Consider the following 21,686-nt stretch of genomic DNA (forward strand, 5'->3'; position numbering starts at 1 on the left):
TCAAACGCCCCGGCAACCGCCGTCGGTTCCGTCGTGTCCGCGCGCGTCAGGCCTTGCGCGCGATGATCGCGACATAGAAACCGTCGGTCCCGGTCCGAAGCGGGCTCATCTGGATCCCGTGAGCGGTTCTCCGCACCGCCGCCCGAAGCGAATCCGGTCCTGCCGCCAGCACCTCCTCCGCCGGGACGACGTCGAAGCGACCGCGCCAGCGCGAGAGCAGACCGGACACGGCTGCGTCGTTCTCCGCCGACAGCAGCGAGCAGGTGATGTAGATGATCCGGCCGCCGGGCCTGACGAGCCGCGCCGCCCGGTCCAGGACCTGCGCCTGTTCGGCGGTGCGCAGCGCGAGGCTTCCCGGCCGCAGGCGCCATTTGGCGTCCGGATTCCGGCGCCACGTCCCGGATCCGGTGCAGGGCGCATCGACCACGACCCGATCGACTTTACCGTCGAGATCCTCCAGCACATCGGCCCGTGCCTTGCCGCTCCGCGGGGTCCGCACCTCGGCCACCGCGCCGGACCGGCGCAGGCGTTCGTGGATCGGCGCCAGCCGGCGCGGATCGCCATCGGTGGCGATCAGTCGAGCCTCGTTCCGGGTCTCGGCCGCCAGGGCCAGGGTCTTGCCGCCACCGCCGGCGCATAGGTCGACGATGATCTCGCCGGCCCGGGGGGCGGCCAGGAGTGCGGCGAGCTGTGATCCTTCGTCCTGGATCTCGTACCAGCCGTCCAGGAACTCCGCTTCCACGTGCAGCGCCGGACCGCGCCCATCGGCACCGATCGGAATACGCAGACCCGCCGGCGCGTGGGGTGTCGGCGCGGCATCGAAGGCCGCCAGCGCCGGCAACACCGCGTCGCGGTCGCCGCGCAGGGCGTTCACCCGGATATCGAGGGGGGCCCGCCGCGCCAGTGCCTTCAGCTCCGGGACGAGCTCGTCGCCGAGCGTGGCCGCAAGATCGGGAAGCACGAAGGCCGGGGCGTCGCCCGCGACTTCGGGAGGAGCGTCGTGCAGCGTCCCACCATCGAGGCGCGCGCGCTCGTCGTCGCTGAGGCGTGCGGGCGCGAAGCGCTCCCCCGTGAACAACGCCGCCACCGAAGCGGCGGCGAGGCCCTGCTGGAGTCGCAGCGTGCCGATCAGGATGGCGCGCGGCGTCTCCGCGCCCATGATCCAGGCCGCCGAAGCCCGGCGCCGCAGAGCATCGTAGACGAGGCTGGCGATGCCCGCGCGGTCACCCGAGCCGGCGAAACGGTGGGCGAGGCCCCAGTCCTTGAGGGCGTCGGCGGCCGGCCGGCGACGCTCGGCGATATCGGTCAGGACTTCGATGGCGGCGGAGCAGCGAGCGGCGGGAGTCAGGGGTCGGATCCTCCGGAATGGGTCGGCGACGACGCGAAACGGCCACGCTTGGCCCACGATGCCGCCACGATACGGCCGAGCTTCCTGCACCTTCGGGGCGCAGATCGTGCCGCGGTTGGGCCGCCGTGCGGGCCGCCACGTGTCGTATGGCATCCGCCCGTCCCGGACCAGTGTGGTCCGCCGCCGGGCGCATACCGGGAGTACCTCAGCCCATGACGTCCATTGTACGCGTCGCCCTCGCGGCCCTGGTGACCGCCTCCCTCGCCGCCTGCGCGAGCGCCCCCGCCGCGCAGCCGGACCTGACGCCGCCGCCGCGCCCGCGGGTCGATGCCAAGACGCAGCTGGAATACGGCACGCCGCCCGCGCCGCCCCCCGGCCGCTACTGAGACGTCAGCGCGGGGCGCGGCTCAGGCCGTTTCCCGCGCCCGCCGAGCCTCGTAAGCCTTGAGGCCGGTATAGACCGCGGTCAGGATCGGGAACGAAACCTCCGGCGCAAGCCGCTGGCCGCGGGCGATCAGGTCGCCGATCACATGATCCGCCTCGATCCGACCCTTGCTCTCGATGTCGCGCAGCATCGAGGCCGTGAAGGTGGATCCGGCCGCCGTCAGCTGCGCCCGCGCCCGCTCGGCTACGATGGCGCGCGGCTCGAAGCCGCTCGATGCGGCCACGATCGTGCATTCGGCATGGAGCGCTTCGATCAGGGCGGTCCCCTCGGGCGCCGCCACGATGTCGCCGACCGCGGCGCGCATCAGCGTGGTCGCTCCGGCGAGCGTCGCCAGGAACACCCATTTCTCCCACATCTCCTGCAGGATCACGTCGCTCAGGCGCGGCTGGAACTTCAGGCCGCGCATCATGGCGTCGACGGCCTCGATCCGCGCCGAGCGCGACCCGTCCCGCTCGCCGTAGGTGATGCTGCACAATTCGCTCATGTGGCGGATCGCACCGTCCGGCGCGACCGTCGCTGCGATGGCGCAGGAGCCGCCAAGTACGCGCTTGGCGCCGAACCGGGCGTCGAGCGCGTCGAGATGCGACATGCCGTTCAGCACGGGCAGGATCGCCGTGTCCGCCCCCACCGCCGGCGCCAGATCCGAGATGGCGCTGTCGAGGTCGTAGGCCTTGCAGGACAACAGGATCAGGTCGAACCGCCCGGCCTCGCCCAGACGGTCGGCCGTCACGGTGGGCGGATCGGGCAGGTGCAGATCGCCGAGCGGGGAGCGGACGTTCAGGCCGTCCGCGGCGAGCTTCGCCGCCCGGGCCGGCCGGACCAGGAAGGTCACGTCGGCCCCCGCCTCGGCGAGGCGCGCCCCGTAATAGCCGCCGGTCGCGCCGGCCCCGACGATCAGCGTGCGCATCGGTCCCTCAGGTCCGCGACGGGTAATTCGGGCTCTCGCGGGTGATCGTCACGTCGTGGACGTGGCTCTCGCGCAGGCCGGCATTGGTGATGCGGATGAACTGCGCCCGCTCCTGGAACTCGGGGATCGTGGCGCCGCCGACATAGCCCATGGCGGCGCGCAGGCCGCCGGCGAGCTGGTGCAGGACGTTGCCCACGGGGCCCTTGTAGGGGACCTGCCCCTCGATGCCCTCCGGCACGAGCTTGTGGGTGTCGTTCACCTCGGCCTGGAAGTAGCGATCGGCCGAGCCGCGGGCCATGGCGCCCACCGAGCCCATGCCCCGGTACGACTTGTACGAGCGGCCCTGGTAGAGGAACACCTCGCCCGGCGCCTCGTCGGTGCCGGCGAGCAGCGAGCCGAGCATCGCCACGGAGGCGCCGGCCGCGATCGCCTTGGCGAGGTCGCCCGAGTACTTGATGCCGCCGTCGGCGATCACCGGAATGCCCGCCTCGCTGGCGGCCTCGACGGCCTCCATCAGGGCGGTGAGCTGCGGCACGCCGACGCCCGCGACGATGCGGGTGGTGCAGATCGAGCCCGGCCCGATGCCGACCTTGATGGCGTCCGCGCCGGCATCGATCAACGCCTTGGCGCCGTCCCGCGTCGCCACGTTGCCGGCGATGACCTGCACGGCGTTCGAGAGCTGCTTCACCCGGGCGACGGCGTCGAGCACCTTGATCGAGTGGCCGTGGGCGGTGTCGACCACGATGACGTCGCAGCCGGCGTCGATCAGGCGCTCGGCCCGCTCGAAGCCGCTGTCACCGGTCGTCGTGGCGGCGGCGACCCGCAGGCGGCCCTGCTCGTCCTTGACGGCGTGCGGATAGGCGACCCGCTTCTCGATATCCTTGACGGTGATCAGGCCGATGCACCGGTAATGGTCGTCGACGACCAGCAGCTTCTCGATCCGGAACTGGTGGAGCAGGCGCTTGGCCTCGTCCTGGGTCACGCCCTCGCGGACCGTAATCAGGCGGTCGCGGGTCATGAGCTCGGCAACCGGCTGGGCCGAATTCGTCGCGAAGCGGACGTCGCGATTGGTGAGGATGCCGACGAGCTTGCCCCGCGAACCGTTCGGGCCGCGCTCGACCACCGGAATGCCGGAGATCCGGTTGAGCTTCATCACCTCGAAGGCGTCGGCCAGCGTCTCGTCGGGATGGATGGTGATGGGATTCATCACCATGCCGGACTCGTACTTCTTGACGAGGCGGACCTGCTCGGCCTGCTCCGGCGGCTCCAGGTTGCGGTGGATGACGCCCATGCCGCCATTGGCCGCCATGGCGATGGCCATCGGGGCTTCCGTCACCGTGTCCATGGCCGAGGCCAGGATCGGCAGGTTCAGGGGGATCGTGCGGGTGAGCCGGGAGGCCACGTTCACTTCGGTGGGCATCACCGAGGAGGCGGCGGGCCGCAGGAGCACATCGTCGAAGGTGAGGCCCTCGATGATCGATGCGGTTTCTACTCGGGCCATGTGCCAACTTTCCTCGGACGGGGGCGCGCAGGGATCGCGCTGCGGGATCGGGTTGGCAAGTGCCAGTATCACGGGCTCCGCGACGGCGCCAATGCGCGCGCGACGCGTCGCAACCCGAAAACACGCTGGGCTCGCGGCTTATCCACGTCCGGTCGGGTCGCGGGGCGGTGCGCGCAGTCCCCGCGACGGTTGATCGCAACCGTCAGCCCACCTTCGTCTCGGATGAAGCCAAGCGACGCAGTGCGGCGCCTTCGCGTGTGGCGCCGTCGTGGATTGCTTCGCCCGCGAAGACCGGGTTGGCGGCGTGCGCCCTAGCGCATGGCCGGTGTGGCCGGCCCCTTGTCGGTATATTCGGGCGGCAGGCCGATATAATCGCCGAGCATGCCGTCGATGCCGGGCGCGCGGCCGAAGGCCTCGCAATCGGGGTCCAGCGGCGCCTCACCGAGCGTCGTGACGCGGATCCGGTCCCAGGTCGGCAGCGTGTTGGGGGCCGTGAACGGGTCCTCGCCGGTCGCCAGCATGTAGCCGAAATCCTGGCCGAACTCGCCGGCGAGGTCGTAGGCGTCGCTGGCGCGGGAGAAGCGCGGCTGGCTGGTGAAGGAGTTCGCCGCTCCGCCCCAGACCATGGCGGCCCGCTGCTCGCGACGCCGGTCCAGAGCCTCGGCCTCGACGGTCAGGCTCCCGAGCCCGATCGGCACCCGCGGGATCGGCACGCGCCCGACCCCTTCCGCGAAGCTGAGACCCAGCTGCGAGGCCACGGTCACGCCCGCCGAGCCCGCGATGGTCGCGCCGGCGCCGAGGAGATCCGTCGGATCCACGCGGGTCACCTGCGCGCGCACGGTCAGATCCGCGTCGCGGCTGGTGACGATGTCGTACTTCAGCGACAGGTCATAGCAGAGCGCCCGGTCGGCGGCGTTCGCGATGAGCCGGCGCTCGGCCGCGGTCAGGGGCGCCGCACCGGAGACGTCGGCGTGAAACGCCGTCGGGATGATGCGGACCGTGCGCGCCTTCGCCAGCGCGGGCCGGTCGACGTAGATCCGCGAGGCCGAGGCGACCTGATCGCTGGACTTCAGCCGGTCGTAGCGCGTCAGCGAGCCGCGATCGTTGAGCAGGACGGTGCCGCAGGCGGCGACCATCGAGAGAAGGGCGACGCCGGCGGCGATCCGCGCCACGGAGCGGACCTTGCTGGGGCTGGGCTGCATCGAAATCCTCGCGCGCCGGCCCCGGGCCGGCTGGAGCGGCCTCACGGACGCGTGATGGAAACTTAGCCATTGGCGCACCCGCAAAAAAGGTGGCTCCGCGCCGCGGCTCAACCTCTGTTGCACGATGGATACATTCGCGAAACACGAGGGTGCGAGGTGGCCGCGCTGCCGTGCAACCGCGGCGGCGCGACACGCGTCTGCTGTGTGATGCCTGCGACCGCTCAAAAACCGCTCTGGATCGTCCCGCTGACGGTCGCCACCGCCCTGTTCATGGAGAACACCGATTCCACGGTGATCGCCACGGCGCTCCCGAGCATCGCGGCGAGTCTCCATGAGGACCCGATCGCCCTCAAGCTCGCGCTGACCTCCTATCTGGTCAGCCTCGCGATCTTCATCCCTGTGAGTGGCTGGATGGCCGACCGCTACGGGTCGCGGACCGTGTTCCGCGCGGCCCTCGTGGTGTTCATGGCGGGCTCGCTGGCCTGTGCGGCCGCGAACGGGCTCGCGTGGTTCGTCGCCGCGCGGTTCCTCCAGGGAATGGGCGGCGCCATGATGGTGCCGGTCGGGCGGCTCGTGGTCCTGCGCAGCGTGCCGAAATCGCAGCTCGTCACCGCCCTCGCCTATCTCACCTTTCCGGCTCTCGTCGGCCCGGTACTGGGTCCGCCGGTCGGCGGCCTGATCACGACATGGTTCGACTGGCGGTGGATCTTCTTCATCAACCTGCCGATCGGCTGTGCCGGGATCGTGCTGGCGAGCCTGTACTTCGAGGACATCCGCGAGGCGGAACGGCCGCCCCTCGACCTGCTCGGCTTCGCCCTGCTCGGCACCGGGCTGGCGGCGCTGATGCTCGGGCTGGCCTCGCTGGGCCGACATCTGCTGCCGGCCACGATCTCCTGGGGCTGCCTCGCGGCGGGCGCGATCCTGCTGCCGCTCTACTGGGCGCATGCCAGGCGGATCGCCCACCCGATCGTGCGCCTCGACCTGATGCAGCGGCCGACCTTCCGCGTCGCCGTGCTCGGCGGCAGCCTGTTCCGGATCGGCACCGGCGCGATCCCGTTCCTGCTGCCGCTGATGCTGCAGGTCGGCTTCGGCCTCGATGCCCTGCAGTCCGGCCTGATCACCTTCGCGGCGGCGGCCGGCGCGATGTTCGTGAAGACCCTGGGTCCGCGGATCCTGCGCCGCACCGGATTCCGCGCGCTGATGGTCTGGAACGCCGTGCTGGCGTCGGCCTTTCTGGCGGTGAACGGGTTCTACACGGCGCAGACGCCGCACTGGATCATGGTGGGCCTGCTGTTCATCGGCGGTTGCGCGCGCTCGATCCAGTTCACCTGCATCAACGCCATCGCGTATGCCGACCTCGAATCGCGCGAGATGAGCGCGGCCACCAGCTTCGCCAGCGTCTGCCAGCAATTGTCGCTGAGCCTCGGCGTGACGCTCGGCGCGCTGGCCCTGGAAGGAACGGCCCATTGGCATGGCCGAACGCAGATCACGGCCACCGATTTCGGGCCGGCTTTCTTCGCCGTGGCGGTGATCTCGGCAGCCTCCGTGCTGGCGTTCCGCAATTTGTCGCACGATGCCGGCGCGGAGATCTCCGGGCGCAAGAGGGTCGCGCCGCCGCCGTCCGCGACCGCCGAGATGAGGCCCCGGCACGGCTGATCAGGCGGCAGCCCGGGCGGGCGGGCGCCCGGCCGACCGCTTGCCTCCGCCCCGCGACGCGGCGGCCTTGCCGGACGCCTTCGCGGACGCGGGCTTCGGGCTCGGCGCCGGGGCGCGGTTTCCGGCACGCCAGCCCTGCCAGCTCAGGGCGCCCGGGCCGCTCTGGGCGTACATGAGGAATCCGCCCGCGAGACCGAGATCGGCGAGCATCAGCGTGCGCTCGGCGATCGCGGCGGGTCCGACGTAGTGCCAGAACGGGTGCAGCACGAAGGCCGTCACGGCGGCGAAGACGGCGAGCGCCAGACCGGTCAGCCGCGGCAGCACGCCGAGGATGAGCGCCAGCGGGCCGAAGACCTGCACCACGACGGCGGCCGTGGCGACACCGTTCGGGAAGGGCATGCCGGCGCCGGCAAGCGTCAGCGCGAAGCCCGAGACGTTGAGCGCCCGCGCGATGCCGGTCGGCAGGAGCGCGGCGGCGAGCAGCAGACGCGCAGCGAGGAGGGTTCCGTCCTGGGCGCGGGCAAGCATGGGCGGGTCCGGTCGGCTGGGATCAGACGTGGAGCTTGACGCCTTCCCGCTGAAGACCGCGTTAAGGCGTCCGGATCAGCCGCCGACGCCGCCGCGGAACAGCCGGCCGCGCTCCGTCCAGGCCACCACGAGCAACGACAATGCACCGAGGCTCGCATAGCCGACAGCCACCGGCATGACGCTGCCGTCGAAGGCCTGCCCGATCAGGAAGCCGCAGAAGGCGCCCAGGATCGTCGTGTAGAAGCCGAGGAACGACGAGGCCGTGCCGGCGATGGCCCCGAGCGGCTCGAGCGCGAGCGCGTTGAAGTTCGGCATCGCGAAGCTGATCAGGAACTGGTTGACCGCCAGGATCGACAGGAACAGCGCGAGCGGCGGATGCCCGTGATAGGCGAGCCCGGCGGCGATCTGCACGAGGCCCACCAACGTGAAGGCGATGACGCCACTGTGCGACATCGCCCGCATCCCGAGCCGCCGGACGACGCGGGCGTTGATCAGCGTCGCGACGCCCATGGCGCCGGCCACGAGCCCAAAGGCCAGGGGAAAGAGCGGGCCGAGGTGATACAGGCCGGTGTCGAACAGCTGCTGGGCCGAGCCGACGTAGCCCATGATGCACCCGGTCATCAGGCCGAGCGCGGTGGCATAACCGACGGCGACGCGGGTCTTCAGGGTCAGGCGGATCGCCTCCCATGTGGCGGCGGGCGAGAGCGGCCGGCGGTATTCCGGGTGCAGCGTCTCGGGCATGCGCAGGGAGAACCAGACGGTCAGCCAGAAGGCCAGGACCAGCATCGAGACGAAGACATAGACCCAGGAGCCCAGCGCCAGCATCATGCCGCCGATCGCCGGCGCGATCATCGGGACGATCAGGAACACCATCATGGTGAACGACATCACGCTCGCCATCTCCCGGCCGGCGAAGCGGTCGCGCACGATCGCCACCGAGAGAACGCGCCCGCCGGCTGCACCGATGCCCTGGATGATCCGCGCGGCCAGCAGCCAGCCGAAGCTCGGCGCCATCATCGCGAGCCCGCAGCCGACCACGTAGACGGCGAGGCTCGCGAGCAGCACCGGGCGCCGGCCGAGGGCATCGGAGACCGGTCCGTAGACGATCTGCGCGAAGCCGAAGCCGATCATGTAGACGTAGACGAGGAGTTGCAGCCGGTTCGGATCAGGCACTCCGAACCGCGCCTCGATGGCCGGGAAGGCCGGCAACAGATTGTCGATCGAGATGGCCGTCACCGCCATCATCAGCGCGATGATGGCGACGAACTCGGCAAATCCCGGTCCGGACCAGGGACGCGGGGTCCGGACCTCCTGGACCGGCGGCAGGGGCCGGATCGCGACTGTCAAAACGGGCTCTCGGGATACGCTGGGAGGAGCCGATCAGGGCTCCTCCTTCGCGGCGCACTTATGACGACCGCGCTCACCCCGCGCAGTTCAGGCCGGCAGCGGATGCAGGGCCGGCGCGGCCGGCTTGCGGCCCACGAAGGTCGCCATGAGAGCGGCGACGAGGCAGAGCAGGCCGGCCGAGATGAAGGCGCCGAAATAGGTGCCGCTCTCGGTGCGGATCATCCCGCCGAGCCAGGCTGCGGAAGCCGCACCGATCTGGTGAGCTGCCGCGATCCAGCCGAACATCAGGGCCGCGTTCTCTTCGCCGAACGACTTGCCGGCGAGCTGCACGGTGGGTGGCACGGTGGCGATCCAGTCGAGCCCGTAGAACACCGCGAAGAGGGACAGGCCGTAGAAGCTGAAGTCGAAGGAATAGGGCAGAAAGATCAGCGAGAGGCCGCGCAGGCCGTAATACCACGCGAGCAGCTTGCGCGAGTCGAACCGGTCGGTGAGCCAGCCCGAAGCCGTGGTGCCGATCAGGTCGCAGATCCCCATGAGGGCCAACAGGCCGGCAGCCGTCACTTCGGCGATGCCGTGATCGATACAGGCCGGGATCAGATGCGTGCCGACCAGGCCGTTGGTAGAGGCGCCGCAGATGAAAAACGTGCCGGCGAGCAGCCAGAAATCCCGGGAGCGCAGTCCGATCCTCAGGCCGCGCAGCGCCCGCAGGGCCGGATTCTCGGTGAGGACCGGCGTCGGCGTCACCACGGTCTCGCCGTAGCGGGGCAGGCCGAGATCGGCCGGGCGATCCCGCATCAGCAGGGCCACCAGCGGGATCAGGGCCAGGGTCGCGGCCGCGACCACCAGGGAGACCGAGCGCCAGCCCTGGCCGACCGCGAGGGAGGCGAGCATCGGCAGGAAGACGAGCTGCCCGGTGGCGCTGCTCGCCGTCAGCATGCCGAGCACGAGACCGCGCCGCTTGGCGAACCAGCGTCCCGCCACGGTGGCGCCGAGGACGTTGGCGACCATGCCGGAGCCCGACCCGACGACGATGCCCCACAGCAGCACCATCTGCCAGGGCGCGGTCATGAGGCTCGTTGCGGCGGTGCCGAGCGCCAGGATGAGGAGCGCGCCACAGATGCAGCGCCGCAGCCCGAACCGCTCGATGATGGCGACCGCGAAGGGCCCGATCATCCCGTACAGGAAGATGTTGAGCGCGATACCGACGCCGATCGTCGCCGCGGTCCAGCCGAATTCCCGCTCCCACGGCACGATCAACACGCTCGGGGTGGCTCGGACTCCGGCGCCGACGAGCAGCACCAGGAAGGTCACCGCGGCGATGATCCAGGCATAATGCAGCGGCGGCTTGGCGTGCGTGTCGGCGATGACGGACATGAACGGCCTCTGGAAAGGGCGGATTGCGGCGGATCGGTCAGGAGACGGAGGTCAGGGCGTCGGCGAGGGCGGCCACGGCCGCTGGCTCGACCCGCGCGTTGATGCGCGCCTGGGCGTCGCGCCAGTACGGCGTCGCCGCCGCGATCGCCTCGCCGCCGGCCTCGGTCAGCACGACCACGCGCTCGCGGGCGTCGGCCGCGCCGGGCGCGATTCGCACGAGGCCGCGACGCTCCAGCGGATCGAGGTTGCGGCCCATCGTGGTCCGCTCCAGGGCCGCCTCCGCGGCAAGTCGCGTCACCGGCGTCGGTCCGAGCCTCTGCAGCAGGCGCAGGATCGCGAACTGCGTCACGCGCAAGCCCACCGGCCGCAACGCGGCGTCGTAGGTCGTGGTCACCGCCCGTGTCGCCCGCCGCAGGGCTGAGCAGGTGCAGAGCTCTTGAGGACCATCGCCGGAATGAATGTCGGCCATAATATGTGCATATACACCCTTCTCGTCGGCGGCAAGGCGCATCTGCGGTGAGCCTGACGGTTTGCGCCGATCGATACTGGCGGGCCGGCAAACCGGCGGGGGTGTCATCGACACGGCGGAAGACGCTGCTATCGCTTGGATGAGTGACCCGGTTCGGGAGACGCGCGATGACACTCGAAACCGCCACGGCCTTGTCTTCCTCGGAGCAGAAGACGGCCCGAACGGGACTGATCGAGGCGGCCGCCGACATCGTGACCGAGCAGGGCGGACCGGGCGGCTTCGTGCGCGACCTGTTCGGCCGCGTGACACCGGAGGATCTGGCCTCCTACGACGCGGGGACTCTCGCCGATCTCGCCGCGCGAGCCCGTGCCTTCCTGGCTGAGCCGCGCCGGCCCGGTGAACCGGCACGGTTGCGCCTCAGCGAAGGGGCCCTCGTCCGCGGTGGCCGGGCGCGCGAGATGACGATCCTCGAAGTCGTCAACGACAACCGGCCCTTCCTCCTCGACTCGACCCTCGCCGAACTGACCGAGCAGGGCCTGTCCCCGCACCTCGTCGCGCACCCGATTCTCGGCATCGAGCGGGATGGCGGCGGCGGTCTGATACGGGTCGTCGGCGAAACGACGGCCGATGCCCAAGGCAGCCTGGCGCGCGAGAGCTTCATCCACATCCACCTCGACCGGCTGGCGGCCGAGGCCGGCGAGCGGCTGCTGGACGCCCTCGCGGCGGTCTACCGGGACGTCGCTCTGGCGACCGACGATCACGACGCCATGCTGGCGCGCGTGGCGGAACTCGCGACCGATCTCGGCCGAGCCCCGACGCCGATGCCCGAAAGCGAGACCGAGGAAGCACGCGCTTTTCTGGAGTGGCTGACAGAGGGCCAGTTCCTGCTCCTCGGCATGCAGCAGCACGGTATCGACGGTGAGGGGCATCCCCTGGTCGAGGGGTCGAGCCTCGGCGTGCTGCGCGATCCCGGCGCCACACCCCTGCGCCGGGGCCGGACCCCCGTGGACTACACCCCCGAAATCCTCGCCTTCCTGGAGGAGCCGCAGCCCCTCATCATCACGAAGGCGAGTGTGAAATCCCGCGTCCACCGCTCCGCCTTCCTGGACTATGTCGGCGTCAAGCTGTTCTCCGGGCTCGGGAAGCTGTCCGGAGAGGTGCGGATCGTCGGCCTGTTCACAGCGTCGGCCTATACCAGCCCCGCCCGCGAGGTTCCGGTCCTGCGCCGGAAGGTGGAGGCGGTGGTCCAGCGCGCCGGTCTCGACCCGACGAGCCATGCCGGGCGAAGCCTCCTCGCCGTACTGGAGAGCTATCCGCGCGACGAGCTGTTCCAGATCGACATCGACCGGCTGTACCGGTTCACCCTGGCCATTGCAGCCCTGGCCGACAGGCCGCGGGTGCGCGTGCTCTCGCGCCCGGACCGGTTCGGCCGCTTCGTGTCGCTCCTCGTCTACGTTCCGAAGGACCGCTACGATTCTGCGGTACGGGGCCGGATCGGCACCTACCTCGCCGAGGCCTATGGCGGCCGGCTGAGTGCCGCCCACCCGGACTATCCGGAGGGCTCCCTCGCCCGGATTCACTACATCATCGGCCTGTCCGACACGGGCAGCCCGGAGCAGGACCCAGCGGCCCTCGAAGCCGGCATCACCGCCCTGGTCCGGACCTGGGGCGACGCATTGCGCGAGGCGCTCGCGGAGGCTCACGGCGGCGACCAGGCGCGCATGCTGGCCGCCCGCTACGGCGACGCGTTCTCGGCGGCCTACCGGGACAATTTCCAGCCGGAGGTCGCAGTCGCCGACGTGGCGATCCTCGAGCGCCTCGGCGACAGCCAGCCGCGGGCCGTGCAGCTCGGCCGCCGACAGAGCGACTCGGCCGCGCAGGTCCGGCTGAAGGTCTTCTCGCGGGGCGCCGCCATCGCGTTGTCCGACCGGGTGCCCGGCCTGGAGAATCTCGGCTTCCGCGTCATCAACGAGCGCACCTATCGGGTCGTGCCGACAGGGGTCGAGGATGGTGCGCGAATCTGGCTGCACGACATGCTGATCGAGCGCGCCACCGGTGTCGCGATCGATCTCGACGCCCTGGAACGGCCTCTCGAGGCTGCGATGCTCGCCATCGCCGACGGAGCCGCGGAATCCGATGGCTACAACCGCCTCGTCCTCGAAGCCGCCCTCCCCTGGCGGGAGGCCGCCCTCCTCCGGGCGCTCGGTCGCTACCTGCGTCAGCTGCGCATCCGTTACGGACAGGACTATCTCGCCGGTACGCTGAGCCGGCATGCCGGGATCACGCGGGACATCGTCGCCCTGTTCCGCGCCAGGTTCGATCCGGCACTCGTCGGCGACAGGGCCGCCCGAGAGGCCGGGATACGCGCCGGCATCGAGACCGCGCTCGCCGAGGTCACCAGCCTCGACGACGACCGGATCCTGCGCCGGTTTGTGAACCTCGTCGAGGCCGCGGTCCGGACCAACTTCTTCCAGAGCGGTGCCGACGGCCATCCCCGCGAGACGATCAGCTTCAAGTTCGCCTGCGCCCGGGTGACGGCGATGCCGCTGCCGAGGCCCCTCTTCGAGATTTTCGTCTACGCCCCCCGCGTCGAGGGCGTGCACCTGCGCTTCGGCTATGTCGCCCGCGGCGGCCTGCGCTGGTCCGACCGGCCGGAGGATTTCCGCACCGAAATCCTCGGGCTGGTGAAGGCTCAGCAGGTGAAGAACGCCGTGATCGTGCCGGTGGGCGCCAAGGGCGGCTTCTTCCCGAAGCGCCTGCCTCCGGCGTCAGACCGCGCCGCCTGGATGCAGGAGGGCACCGAGAGCTACCGGATCTTCATCCGGACCCTTCTGGAACTCACCGACAACATCGTCGACAACGCCATCGTGCCGCCGCCGGACACGGTGCGGCACGATCCCGACGACGCCTATCTCGTGGTCGCCGCCGACAAGGGCACCGCCACGTTTTCGGACATCGCCAACGCGCTTTCCCTCGAGAAGGGTCACTGGCTGGGTGACGCCTTCGCATCCGGCGGCAGCCAGGGCTACGACCACAAGGTCATGGGCATCACCGCCCGCGGTGCCTGGGAGGCCGTGCGCCGGCATTTCCGCGAGATCGACGTGGACGTGCAGACCGATCCGATCACCACGGTCGGCGTCGGCGACATGTCGGGGGACGTGTTCGGCAACGGCATGCTGCTCTCGAAGAGCATCCGCCTCATCGCCGCCTTCGATCACCGCGACATCTTCCTCGATCCGGCCCCGGATGCGGCCACGAGCTTCGTCGAGCGGCGGCGGCTGTTCGATCTGGGGCGGTCCTCCTGGGCGGATTACGACAAGAGCCTGATCTCGGAGGGCGGCGGCGTGTTCTCGCGCAGCCTGAAGACGGTCCCGCTCTCCGCGGCGGTCCGGGCCGCCCTCGGTTTCGACCGCGCCGAGGCGACGCCGACCGAACTGATGCAGGCGATCCTGCGGGCGCCGGCCGACCTCCTGTGGTTCGGTGGTATCGGAACCTATGTTCGCGCGACCACCGAGACCGACGAGGATGCCGGCGATCGCGCCAACGACGCCGTCCGGATCACCGGGGCTGAGCTGCGCACGAAGGTCGTCGGCGAAGGTGCCAATCTCGGTCTGACGCAGCGCGGACGAATCGAGGCGGCACGCGCGGGCGTCCGGCTGAACACCGACGCCATCGACAACTCCGCCGGCGTGAACACCTCGGATGTCGAGGTGAACATCAAGATCGCCCTCATGACGCCGGAGCGGGACGGCCGGCTGAGCTACGAGGCGCGCAACGCCCTGCTCGCCGATATGACCGACGAGGTCGGACGTCTGGTCCTCCGCAACAACGAGTTGCAGACCCTCGCCCTGTCGCTCGCCCAGCGCGGCGGACTCGGCGAGACCGGCTTCGCCATGCGGACCATGCAGGCGCTGGAGGCGGAAGGCCGCCTCGACCGGACGGTGGAGTTTCTCCCCGACGACGCCACGCTCGCCGAACGCATGCGCCGAAACGAGGGCCTGACCCGGCCGGAATACGCGGTGCTGCTCGCCTACGCGAAGCTGTCTCTGCACGACGCCATCCTCGACAGCACCGTGCCGAACGATCCCTATTTCGACCGGGAGCTGCAGCGCTACTTCCCGAAGGCCCTGCGCGAGCGCTTCCCGGACGCCGTGAAGGCACACCGCTTGCGCCGCGAGATCATCGCCACGGCGCTCGCCAACATCATCGTCAACCGCGGCGGGCCCTCGCTGGTGACACGGCTCGTGGACGGCACCGGCGCCGACGCCGCAATCATCGCCAAGGCCTACGCGATGACCCGGGACGCCTTCGGGCTGATGGAGCTGAACCTTGCCATCGACGGTCTAGCGGGCCGCGTTTCGGGGCAGGAGCAGCTCGATCTCTATGCGGAGGTGCAGGATCTGCTGCTGAACCGGATCGTCTGGTTCATCCGCAACCTCGATCTGAGCGGAGGGCTCGCCCCCATGGTCGCCCGCTACCGGGACGGCATTGCCGCCGTCGAGGCGGCGCTGCCCGAAGTCCTCGGGGATGAGGCCCGCGCAGCCATCGACGCCCGCGAGGCGGAACTGACGGGGCACGGCATGGCCCCGGCCCAGGCCCGGCGGCTGGCCTCGCTCACCGCGCTCGGATCCGCACCCGATGTCGTCCGCGTCGCAGAGGCGAGTGGCCGACCGGTCGCGGAGGTGGCCGCGACCCATTTCGCCCTGGAGCATGCCTTCCGGCTCGACGATCTGGCGGCCGCGGCGCGGACTGTGCCGGTGGCCGACACGTTCGACCGCGTCGCGCTGGAGCGCGCGGTCGCCGGCATCGCCGCCGCCCATCGCAAACTCACCGCCGAAGTGGTGGCGGATCTGGGCGCGGGCCCCGACGCGGTGGAGGCTTGGGTGAAGGCACGCGGCGCTCCGCTGGCCCGGATCCGCGACGCGGTGGACGCGATCGGTGCGTCCGGCCTCACCGTCTCCAAGGCGACCGTGGCCGCCAGCCTGCTAGGCGACCTCGTTCGGGCCGACTGATTGTTCAGGCCCCGGGCACGGAAGCCGACGCAACTTCGTGGCGACGGCGGCTGACCGCGGTAAGGACCAGGCCGAGCCCGGCGAGGGACATCGCCGCGGCGATCAACGGAAGCTCGCGGTAGCTCGCGCCGAGGGTCAGAGCGGTACCACCAATCCAGGCGCCGACGGCATTGCCGAGGTTGAATGCGCCCTGGTTGAGCGTGGAGGCGAGGTTCGGCGCATCGGTCGCGGCTTCGACAACCCAGATCTGCAGCGGCGAAACCAGCGCGAAGACGAGTCCTGACCAGAGGACCATCACGGGAACGGTCAGAACGGGATCGTGCGCGACGGCCGCCAGGGCCAGCAAGGCGGCCACGATGCCGAGGAAGCTGCCGATGATCGTCGCCATCGGACTCCGGTCGGCAAGATGACCGCCGGCGAGGTTGCCGATGGTCAGGCCCAGTCCGGCCGAAAACAGCACACCCGTCACGCCACGCGGAGAGAAACCGGACACCCCGGTTAGGAACGGTGTGATGTAGGTGAATACGGTGAAGAAGCTCACCGACGATAGGGTCGAGATCAGCATCGGCCGCAAGACCGGCCAGCGGCCGAGCGCCCTGAACTCGCTGGCGAGACGGCCACGCGTTCCGGGAAGGCCGGTGGGCACACAGAGCTGGATCGCGAGGCCGGCCGCGAGGCCGATCGCCACCACCGCCCAGAAGGTCGACCGCCATCCCGCGATCTGGCCGAGGGCGGTCCCCAGGGGCACACCCAGCACGTTGGCAAGCGTCAGGCCCGCGAACATCAGCGAAACCGCCTGCGTGCGCCTCTCTCGCGGCACGAGGTCCCGCGCCACCACCGCGCCGATTCCGAAGAAGGCGCCGTGGGCGAAGGCGGTCAGGATGCGCGCCGTCATCAGCAAGGCGTAGCTCGGTGCCAACGCGCAGCCGAGATTGCCCGCCAGGAACACGGCCATCAGCGCGAGAAGCGCGGTCTTGCGCGGCAGGCCCGCGGTGGCGATCGCCACGATCGGCGCCCCCACGACCACGCCCATGGCATAGCCCGACACCAGATAGCCGGCCTGCGGGATGGTGACACCGAAGCTCTGCGCCACCTCCGGAAGCAGGCCCATGATGACGAACTCGGTGGTGCCGATCCCAAACGAGGCGACGGCAAGGGCGAGGATCGGCAGAGGCAGCACGGCAATGTCCTTCGGCACGGGCAAGATCCGATGGTGCGGAGCAGCATCGCAGCGCGTCAGCGATTGGATAGCGCCGTTGACGCGGCGCACACTTGCGCGACGCGCAGAGAGCCCGCCGGTGCGGATCGGCCTGGCCGGAGCGGAGGAGCAGGGAGTTCCCGATGGACCGGGGCGCGGGAACACGGGTCGCTGCGGCTGGGATGCCGCACCTGCGGCTCACCCCCGCCGCGAGCTTCCGGATGGCCGGAGCCGCCTTCGATCAGGTCGAGACAGCACCAGCCCGGCGCCGCGCTTGGCCTAGGCGTCCGTCGGAACGTGAGGCGGGGGTTGTCTCATCCGGCGCCCGGGCGGCTGGCTTGCGAGGCCACAGGTCGCGGCGTGACCGGCAACCGTCTCCGAGTGCAGCCGTGGCAATCGATCGGTCGGACTGGCTTGAAAACGACGGAGTTAATGTCGGCATGAACCGAGACAGCGTCGAAGCGACGACACCGCTTCGTTGAGCCGAGGTTTTTACAACACTGTCTTCGCAGACGTCAGCCTTGCAAGTCAGGTTGGCAGACGGGTTCTGACCGCGGGGGTCACCCGAGCTGCGGGACGCGTCCGAAGCGATTGAGCGATCCGGGCTACGAGGTCCACCGTGCCTGAGCCCAGGTGGCACCGGCGGACATCGAGCGTCGAAGTGGCCGCCCCCACCGGAGCCACGCCAGCGCAGAAGGCAAGACGCCGCCCAGCCAATCGCGCGAGGCCATCTGTGCGGCAAGCCGCTCAGCAGTCTTGTGTCATCGCCCGACACATTGATCGCAATGGATCGCTTCCATCGATTCAGACGATTACTCCGCCACGACCTTTTTCCGTCCGCGCGGCTTGGAAGCAGGCGCGACGGCGGCTTCCGGTGTTGGCGCCGGCGCTGGCGCCCCGACGTTCTTGCGGCGCTGCTGCCCGAGGCCCAGAGCCCGAGCCAGCTCGGAGCGTTGGGCGGAGTAGCTTGCAGCGGTCATGGGATAGTCCCGCGGCAAGCCCCACTTCTCACGGTAGGCCTCGGGCGTCAGACCTCGCAACGTAAGGTGACGGCGAAGCGTCTTGTACGGCTTCCCGTCCTCGAAGCTGATGATATGATCCGCCGTGACCGACTTGCGGATCTGGGACGGGCTCATCTTTTCAACGGGCGAATTCGCGGCACGACTTTGAGTTGTCAAACCACTCAATGCCGCATGGATGCCGCCAATCAACCCGGGAAGCTCCGAAGCCGGCACGGAATTGTTCGACACATAAGCCGCCACGATATCTACCGTGAGATCGACCGATGGGCTGTGCTCGTTAGCTGCGCTGTCACTCACGATAAACTCCATGAGTACAAATCACCAAGTCGATCAATCCAGGTCGGATGCGATCGAATTCATCATAACGATAGCAGAGTATACAAAAAATCTCAATCATAATTGCGGAGGCGCGGAGAGATCGAAACCGCGCGGCGTCGATGCCAGGGGGATGCCAGGGGATGTCAGGGCGATGCCGTCGTTGACCGGGCATTAACCATGCCGTCGCTAGGGTTCGTTAACCATGCCGGCGACCCGTTTCTGGGCGGCATGATCGATGACCTTCGGACTTCGGTGCCGGAGATGTGGGCGGAGACCGGGATCAGGTGCGGACGGCGGCTGACCGGCGGAAACGGCAGAACTCGCGGCTGGCCGTCGCGGCGCTGAGTTTAACGCTCGCGACGCCGGCGCTGGCTCAACGCTTCGACGCGACGAGTCCCGTCACGGGTCAGCCCGACAATCCCGGCATCGGCCAGGAGGCGGCGCCGAACGGCCTGCCAGCCCTCAAGCGGAGCATCCCTGACGGCCTGACCCGCGATTCAGGACGCAGCTCGCTCGGCGGGGACACGACGGGCGGCGAGCAAACCGGAGGCGACAGCCTTCGGTCCCCGCTGTCGCCTCCGATACCGCGGCAGACGCTGGGCCAGCCCGGCCAGTCTCAGCTCGACACTCGGATCACGACGGGCGGCCGGCGGACCGGCGGAAGCTCGACGGCTCCGGCCAACCTTGCCCCTTCGACACTCCTGCGCACCCGAGCCGCTCCCCCCCGGCGGATCGGGTCCGCGACCCGGCGAGTCACCCAGAGCGTGACGCAGGTTCCGCCCCCGGCGCTGCGGTTGTCGCCGGTGGTTCAGCAACCGGTGGTCGGCGTACCGAATCCGTCGACGGTGACGCCGATCCGGCCCCTGTTCCCTCTTCAGGCCATCGGACCGACACTCGGCCTCCTGACGCCGGGCTTCATCCTCGGCACCGACTTGGCGCGCGCGATCCCCACCGATCCAGCCTTCGCGCCCATCGGCTATCAGGTCGGCACCTTCACGGTGCTCCCGACCTTCGCACAGAGCATCGGCTACGACTCGAATCCGGACCAGACCAGCCGGCAGATCGCGAAGGGCTCGGTCGCCCTGCGCACAGACGCCACGGTCGACTTCCGCAGCAACTGGTCCTCGAGTTCCCTACAGGGTTCGCTCAGGGGTTCTTACCTCGAAACGCCGCAGAACGAGGCCGCGAGCCGCCCCGCAGCGGACGGCACCGTGCGCCTGCGGATCGACGCCAACCGGGATCTTCGCATCGACGCGGAGGGACGCTTTCTGGTGGACACACAGCGCACGTCGAGCGCCAACCTGCAGGCCCCCGCGGCGACGAGCCGGCCGCTTCTGGCTGTTTACGGCGGGTCGCTGGGCGCCACGGAGACGTTCAACCGTCTGTCGGTGACTCTGCGCGGGTCGATCGACCGGTCGGAGTTCGACAATGCCCGCTTGGCTAATGGGACGACCATCAATCAGTCCGACCGGAACTTGAATCAGTACAGTCTCCAATTGCGCACGGCCTACGAGGTCAACCCCGATTTCAGCCCATTCATCGACCTCCTCGGCGACACCCGCGTCTACGATCGGCGGTTCGACCTGACGGGTGTGCGCCGGGATTCGGACGGCATCGCGCTCGCCTTCGGCACGAGCATCGGGCTCGCGCGCTCCGTGACGGGTGAGATCTCGGCCGGCATTCAGCATCGGACCTACGTCGACCCGACCCTCCGGGACATCAATGCGCCGTTGCTCAACGCGGCCCTGGTCTGGGCCGCAAGCCCGCTCACCACCGTCCGGCTCACCGCCGCGACGGGCGTCACCGAGACGACGATCCCGGGCTCCAGCGGCGTGCTGACCGAGGTCGCAACGCTGGAAGTGCAGCACGATCTCCTGCGCAACCTGTCGATCGTCCTGGGTGGATCCTACCTCCGCAACGATTATCAGAACAGCACCATCCGCGAGAACGGCTTCTCGGCAACCGCGCGCGTCGACTACCACTTCACGCGCTGGCTGACGCTGCGAGGCACTTATCTCTACCAGAAGTTCGACAGCACCGTTGCCGGATCGAGCTTCCAGGAGAACACTTTCCTGCTCGGATTGCGGGTGAACCCATGAGGCGCCGCTCGCATCGCGATCGTTAGGGCCGGTGTCATCGTCTCGTCTCCGCCGCGCCGTCCGAGGCCGTCGAGACCAGCGCCGCTGATCCGCCGTTCAACCGCGGCGCTGGGCGAAAAAATCCCGGAGCAGGGCCGCGGCTTCACGCTCGCGGAAGCCGCCATAGACCTCCGGCACGTGATGGCAGGTGGGCTGATCGAAGACGCGCGGGCCGTGCTCGACCCCACCGCCCTTCGGGTCCGACGCGCCGTAATAGAGCCGCCGTATCCGCGCGATGGATATGGCCCCCGCACACATCGGGCACGGTTCCAGCGTGACATAGAGATCGCAGCCAGTGAGGCGCTCTTCACCGAGGACCGCACAGGCGGCCCGGATCGCCAGGATTTCCGCGTGCGCGGTCGGGTCGTTGAGCCGCCGCGGTCGGTTGTGCGCGACCGCGAGGACGATCCCGTCCCGGACCACCGCGGCGCCGACGGGGACTTCCCCGGCCACGGCAGCGGCGCGGGCGGCGGCGAAAGCGTGATCCAGTGCGGTCAGCGCTCCGGACGATGGGCGGTCCGGACGGTGGATCGGATCGGAAGCCACCATCCGCTCAAGCCAGTGCCTGCACGGAGGCGCAGCGGCGTCCCGGCCTGATCCCCGTCAATGTTAAGGGCTGGAACATTCGACCGACCGTGACCGTTTCTTGAACCATTGCGGCATCGCCGCAGGTCGAACAAGAGGACAACGCCATGAGCAGCACCACCGACAAGATCAAGGGCGTCGCCAACGAGGCTCTTGGGAAGGCCAAGCAGGGCATCGGCGACGTGACCAACAACGACAAGCTCAAGGCTGAGGGCGCGGCTCAGGAACTCAAGGGCAAGGCGCAGGGTACGGTCGGCGACGCGAAGAGCGCGGTGAAGTCGGCCACCGACAAGCTCTGAACGTCAAGCACAACCGGAACGGAACCCGCCTCGCGCGGGTTCCAGTCTTGAACTGAACCGGACTAAGCGAGGATGCCATGATCGGCTGGGCTGTCACATTTCTCGTCGTCGCTCTCGTGGCGGCGCTCCTCGGCTTCGGCGGCATCGCCGGAACGGCCATGGAGGCTGCCAAGATCGTCTTCTTCGTGGCGATCGCCCTGTTCCTGATCTCCGCCGTGTTCGGCGTGATGCGCGGTCGCTCACCCCGGCTCTGACGGTACACACGCGCATCGATCTTCGAGGCGGTCCCGATGGGCCGCCTTCGTCGTTTCAGCCTCGGCTCAACCGCACGTGCCGT

General features: G+C 69.5%; 17 protein-coding genes. 6 read left to right on the plus strand and 11 right to left on the minus strand.

The window, feature by feature from the left end; genetic code table 11:
• Positions 1-46: 46 nt before the first annotated feature.
• On the minus strand, positions 47-1,348 hold the full coding sequence (locus ABC766_RS10545; protein ID WP_345822725.1) for an RsmB/NOP family class I SAM-dependent RNA methyltransferase: 1,302 nt from the start codon (positions 1,346-1,348) through the stop codon (positions 47-49).
• A 212-nt stretch (positions 1,349-1,560) separates the two neighbouring features.
• Between ABC766_RS10545 and ABC766_RS10550 the strand changes: the two genes are divergently transcribed.
• Positions 1,561-1,734 carry a hypothetical protein gene (locus tag ABC766_RS10550; RefSeq protein ID WP_164706329.1) on the plus strand — a complete coding sequence of 58 codons (174 nt, stop codon included), beginning with the start codon at positions 1,561-1,563 and terminating at the stop codon, positions 1,732-1,734.
• 21 nt (positions 1,735-1,755) lie between these two features.
• On the opposite strand, the gene panE is transcribed toward ABC766_RS10550, so the two are convergent.
• The 3 genes from panE to ABC766_RS10565 form a co-directional block, all read right to left on the minus strand.
• Positions 1,756-2,700: a 2-dehydropantoate 2-reductase gene (gene panE / locus ABC766_RS10555; RefSeq protein WP_345822151.1), complete on the minus strand. Its 945-nt coding sequence runs from the start codon at positions 2,698-2,700 to the stop codon at positions 1,756-1,758.
• Between the two features lie 7 nt (positions 2,701-2,707).
• Positions 2,708-4,201 carry an IMP dehydrogenase gene (gene guaB, locus ABC766_RS10560; protein ID WP_043351032.1) on the minus strand — a complete coding sequence of 498 codons (1,494 nt, stop codon included), beginning with the start codon at positions 4,199-4,201 and terminating at the stop codon, positions 2,708-2,710.
• A 311-nt stretch (positions 4,202-4,512) separates the two neighbouring features.
• Entirely contained in the window at positions 4,513-5,403 is an 891-nt protein-coding gene (locus ABC766_RS10565) for a DUF3313 domain-containing protein (protein ID WP_043351034.1), read from the minus strand.
• A gap of 207 nt (positions 5,404-5,610) precedes the next feature.
• Here ABC766_RS10565 and ABC766_RS10570 point away from each other — a divergent pair, with 207 nt between their 5' ends.
• Positions 5,611-7,059, plus strand: coding sequence for an MFS transporter (locus tag ABC766_RS10570; protein ID WP_345822152.1), 1,449 nt, complete (start codon positions 5,611-5,613; stop codon positions 7,057-7,059).
• On the opposite strand, the gene ABC766_RS10575 is transcribed toward ABC766_RS10570, so the two are convergent.
• From ABC766_RS10575 to ABC766_RS10590, 4 genes are all read right to left on the minus strand, one after another.
• Complete coding sequence (locus tag ABC766_RS10575) at positions 7,060-7,587, minus strand: DoxX family protein (RefSeq protein WP_345822153.1); 528 nt, start codon at positions 7,585-7,587, stop codon at positions 7,060-7,062. It abuts the gene before it with no gap.
• Positions 7,588-7,662: 75 nt separating this feature from the next.
• A complete protein-coding gene (locus ABC766_RS10580; RefSeq protein ID WP_075381497.1) occupies positions 7,663-8,934 on the minus strand; it encodes a multidrug effflux MFS transporter in 1,272 nt (423 codons plus the stop codon).
• A gap of 87 nt (positions 8,935-9,021) precedes the next feature.
• Entirely contained in the window at positions 9,022-10,308 is a 1,287-nt protein-coding gene (locus tag ABC766_RS10585; RefSeq protein ID WP_043356721.1) for an MFS transporter, read from the minus strand.
• A gap of 37 nt (positions 10,309-10,345) precedes the next feature.
• Entirely contained in the window at positions 10,346-10,702 is a 357-nt protein-coding gene (locus tag ABC766_RS10590; RefSeq protein WP_236952810.1) for a MarR family winged helix-turn-helix transcriptional regulator, read from the minus strand.
• A 242-nt stretch (positions 10,703-10,944) separates the two neighbouring features.
• Here ABC766_RS10590 and ABC766_RS10595 point away from each other — a divergent pair, with 242 nt between their 5' ends.
• Positions 10,945-15,789 (plus strand): NAD-glutamate dehydrogenase, encoded by a 4,845-nt coding sequence (locus ABC766_RS10595; protein ID WP_345822154.1) that lies wholly within the window; start codon positions 10,945-10,947, stop codon positions 15,787-15,789.
• Between the two features lie 4 nt (positions 15,790-15,793).
• Here ABC766_RS10595 and ABC766_RS10600 read toward each other — a convergent pair whose 3' ends face one another.
• The gene (locus tag ABC766_RS10600; RefSeq protein WP_345822727.1) at positions 15,794-16,969 is read right to left on the minus strand and encodes an MFS transporter; all 1,176 of its coding nucleotides are present in this window, start codon (positions 16,967-16,969) and stop codon (positions 15,794-15,796) included.
• A gap of 830 nt (positions 16,970-17,799) precedes the next feature.
• Complete coding sequence (locus ABC766_RS10605) at positions 17,800-18,318, minus strand: MucR family transcriptional regulator (RefSeq protein ID WP_342140745.1); 519 nt, start codon at positions 18,316-18,318, stop codon at positions 17,800-17,802.
• 293 nt (positions 18,319-18,611) lie between these two features.
• On the opposite strand from ABC766_RS10605, the gene ABC766_RS10610 reads away from it, so the two are divergent.
• A complete protein-coding gene (locus ABC766_RS10610) occupies positions 18,612-20,426 on the plus strand; it encodes an outer membrane beta-barrel protein (protein ID WP_345822155.1) in 1,815 nt (604 codons plus the stop codon).
• Between the two features lie 96 nt (positions 20,427-20,522).
• Here the strand turns inward: ABC766_RS10610 and ABC766_RS10615 are convergent, their stop codons facing one another.
• Positions 20,523-21,014, minus strand: a complete 492-nt coding sequence (locus tag ABC766_RS10615; RefSeq protein WP_342140744.1) for a nucleoside deaminase — start codon at positions 21,012-21,014, stop codon at positions 20,523-20,525.
• Between the two features lie 143 nt (positions 21,015-21,157).
• Between ABC766_RS10615 and ABC766_RS10620 the strand changes: the two genes are divergently transcribed.
• Both ABC766_RS10620 and ABC766_RS10625 read left to right on the plus strand, forming a co-directional pair.
• Positions 21,158-21,349 carry a CsbD family protein gene (locus tag ABC766_RS10620; protein WP_043754943.1) on the plus strand — a complete coding sequence of 64 codons (192 nt, stop codon included), beginning with the start codon at positions 21,158-21,160 and terminating at the stop codon, positions 21,347-21,349.
• A gap of 77 nt (positions 21,350-21,426) precedes the next feature.
• Positions 21,427-21,603, plus strand: coding sequence for a DUF1328 domain-containing protein (locus ABC766_RS10625; protein ID WP_012317097.1), 177 nt, complete (start codon positions 21,427-21,429; stop codon positions 21,601-21,603).
• Positions 21,604-21,686: the final 83 nt, after the last annotated feature.

This window comes from Methylobacterium fujisawaense, from assembly GCF_039619325.1.
Classification (GTDB): domain Bacteria; phylum Pseudomonadota; class Alphaproteobacteria; order Rhizobiales; family Beijerinckiaceae; genus Methylobacterium; species Methylobacterium fujisawaense.

Excerpts from the sequence above, each read along its gene's own strand:
- ABC766_RS10550 (WP_164706329.1), top strand. The coding sequence starts at position 1,561 with ATGACGTCCATTGTACGCGTCGCCCTCGCGGCCCTGGTGACCGCCTCC.
- panE (WP_345822151.1), bottom strand. The coding sequence starts at position 2,700 with ATGCGCACGCTGATCGTCGGGGCCGGCGCGACCGGCGGCTATTACGGG.
- guaB (WP_043351032.1), bottom strand. The coding sequence starts at position 4,201 with ATGGCCCGAGTAGAAACCGCATCGATCATCGAGGGCCTCACCTTCGAC.
- ABC766_RS10565 (WP_043351034.1), bottom strand. The coding sequence starts at position 5,403 with ATGCAGCCCAGCCCCAGCAAGGTCCGCTCCGTGGCGCGGATCGCCGCC.
- ABC766_RS10570 (WP_345822152.1), top strand. The coding sequence starts at position 5,611 with ATGCCTGCGACCGCTCAAAAACCGCTCTGGATCGTCCCGCTGACGGTC.
- ABC766_RS10575 (WP_345822153.1), bottom strand. The coding sequence starts at position 7,587 with ATGCTTGCCCGCGCCCAGGACGGAACCCTCCTCGCTGCGCGTCTGCTG.
- ABC766_RS10585 (WP_043356721.1), bottom strand. The coding sequence starts at position 10,308 with ATGTCCGTCATCGCCGACACGCACGCCAAGCCGCCGCTGCATTATGCC.
- ABC766_RS10595 (WP_345822154.1), top strand. The coding sequence starts at position 10,945 with ATGACACTCGAAACCGCCACGGCCTTGTCTTCCTCGGAGCAGAAGACG.
- ABC766_RS10605 (WP_342140745.1), bottom strand. The coding sequence starts at position 18,318 with ATGGAGTTTATCGTGAGTGACAGCGCAGCTAACGAGCACAGCCCATCG.
- ABC766_RS10615 (WP_342140744.1), bottom strand. The coding sequence starts at position 21,014 with ATGGTGGCTTCCGATCCGATCCACCGTCCGGACCGCCCATCGTCCGGA.
- ABC766_RS10620 (WP_043754943.1), top strand. The coding sequence starts at position 21,158 with ATGAGCAGCACCACCGACAAGATCAAGGGCGTCGCCAACGAGGCTCTT.
- ABC766_RS10625 (WP_012317097.1), top strand. The coding sequence starts at position 21,427 with ATGATCGGCTGGGCTGTCACATTTCTCGTCGTCGCTCTCGTGGCGGCG.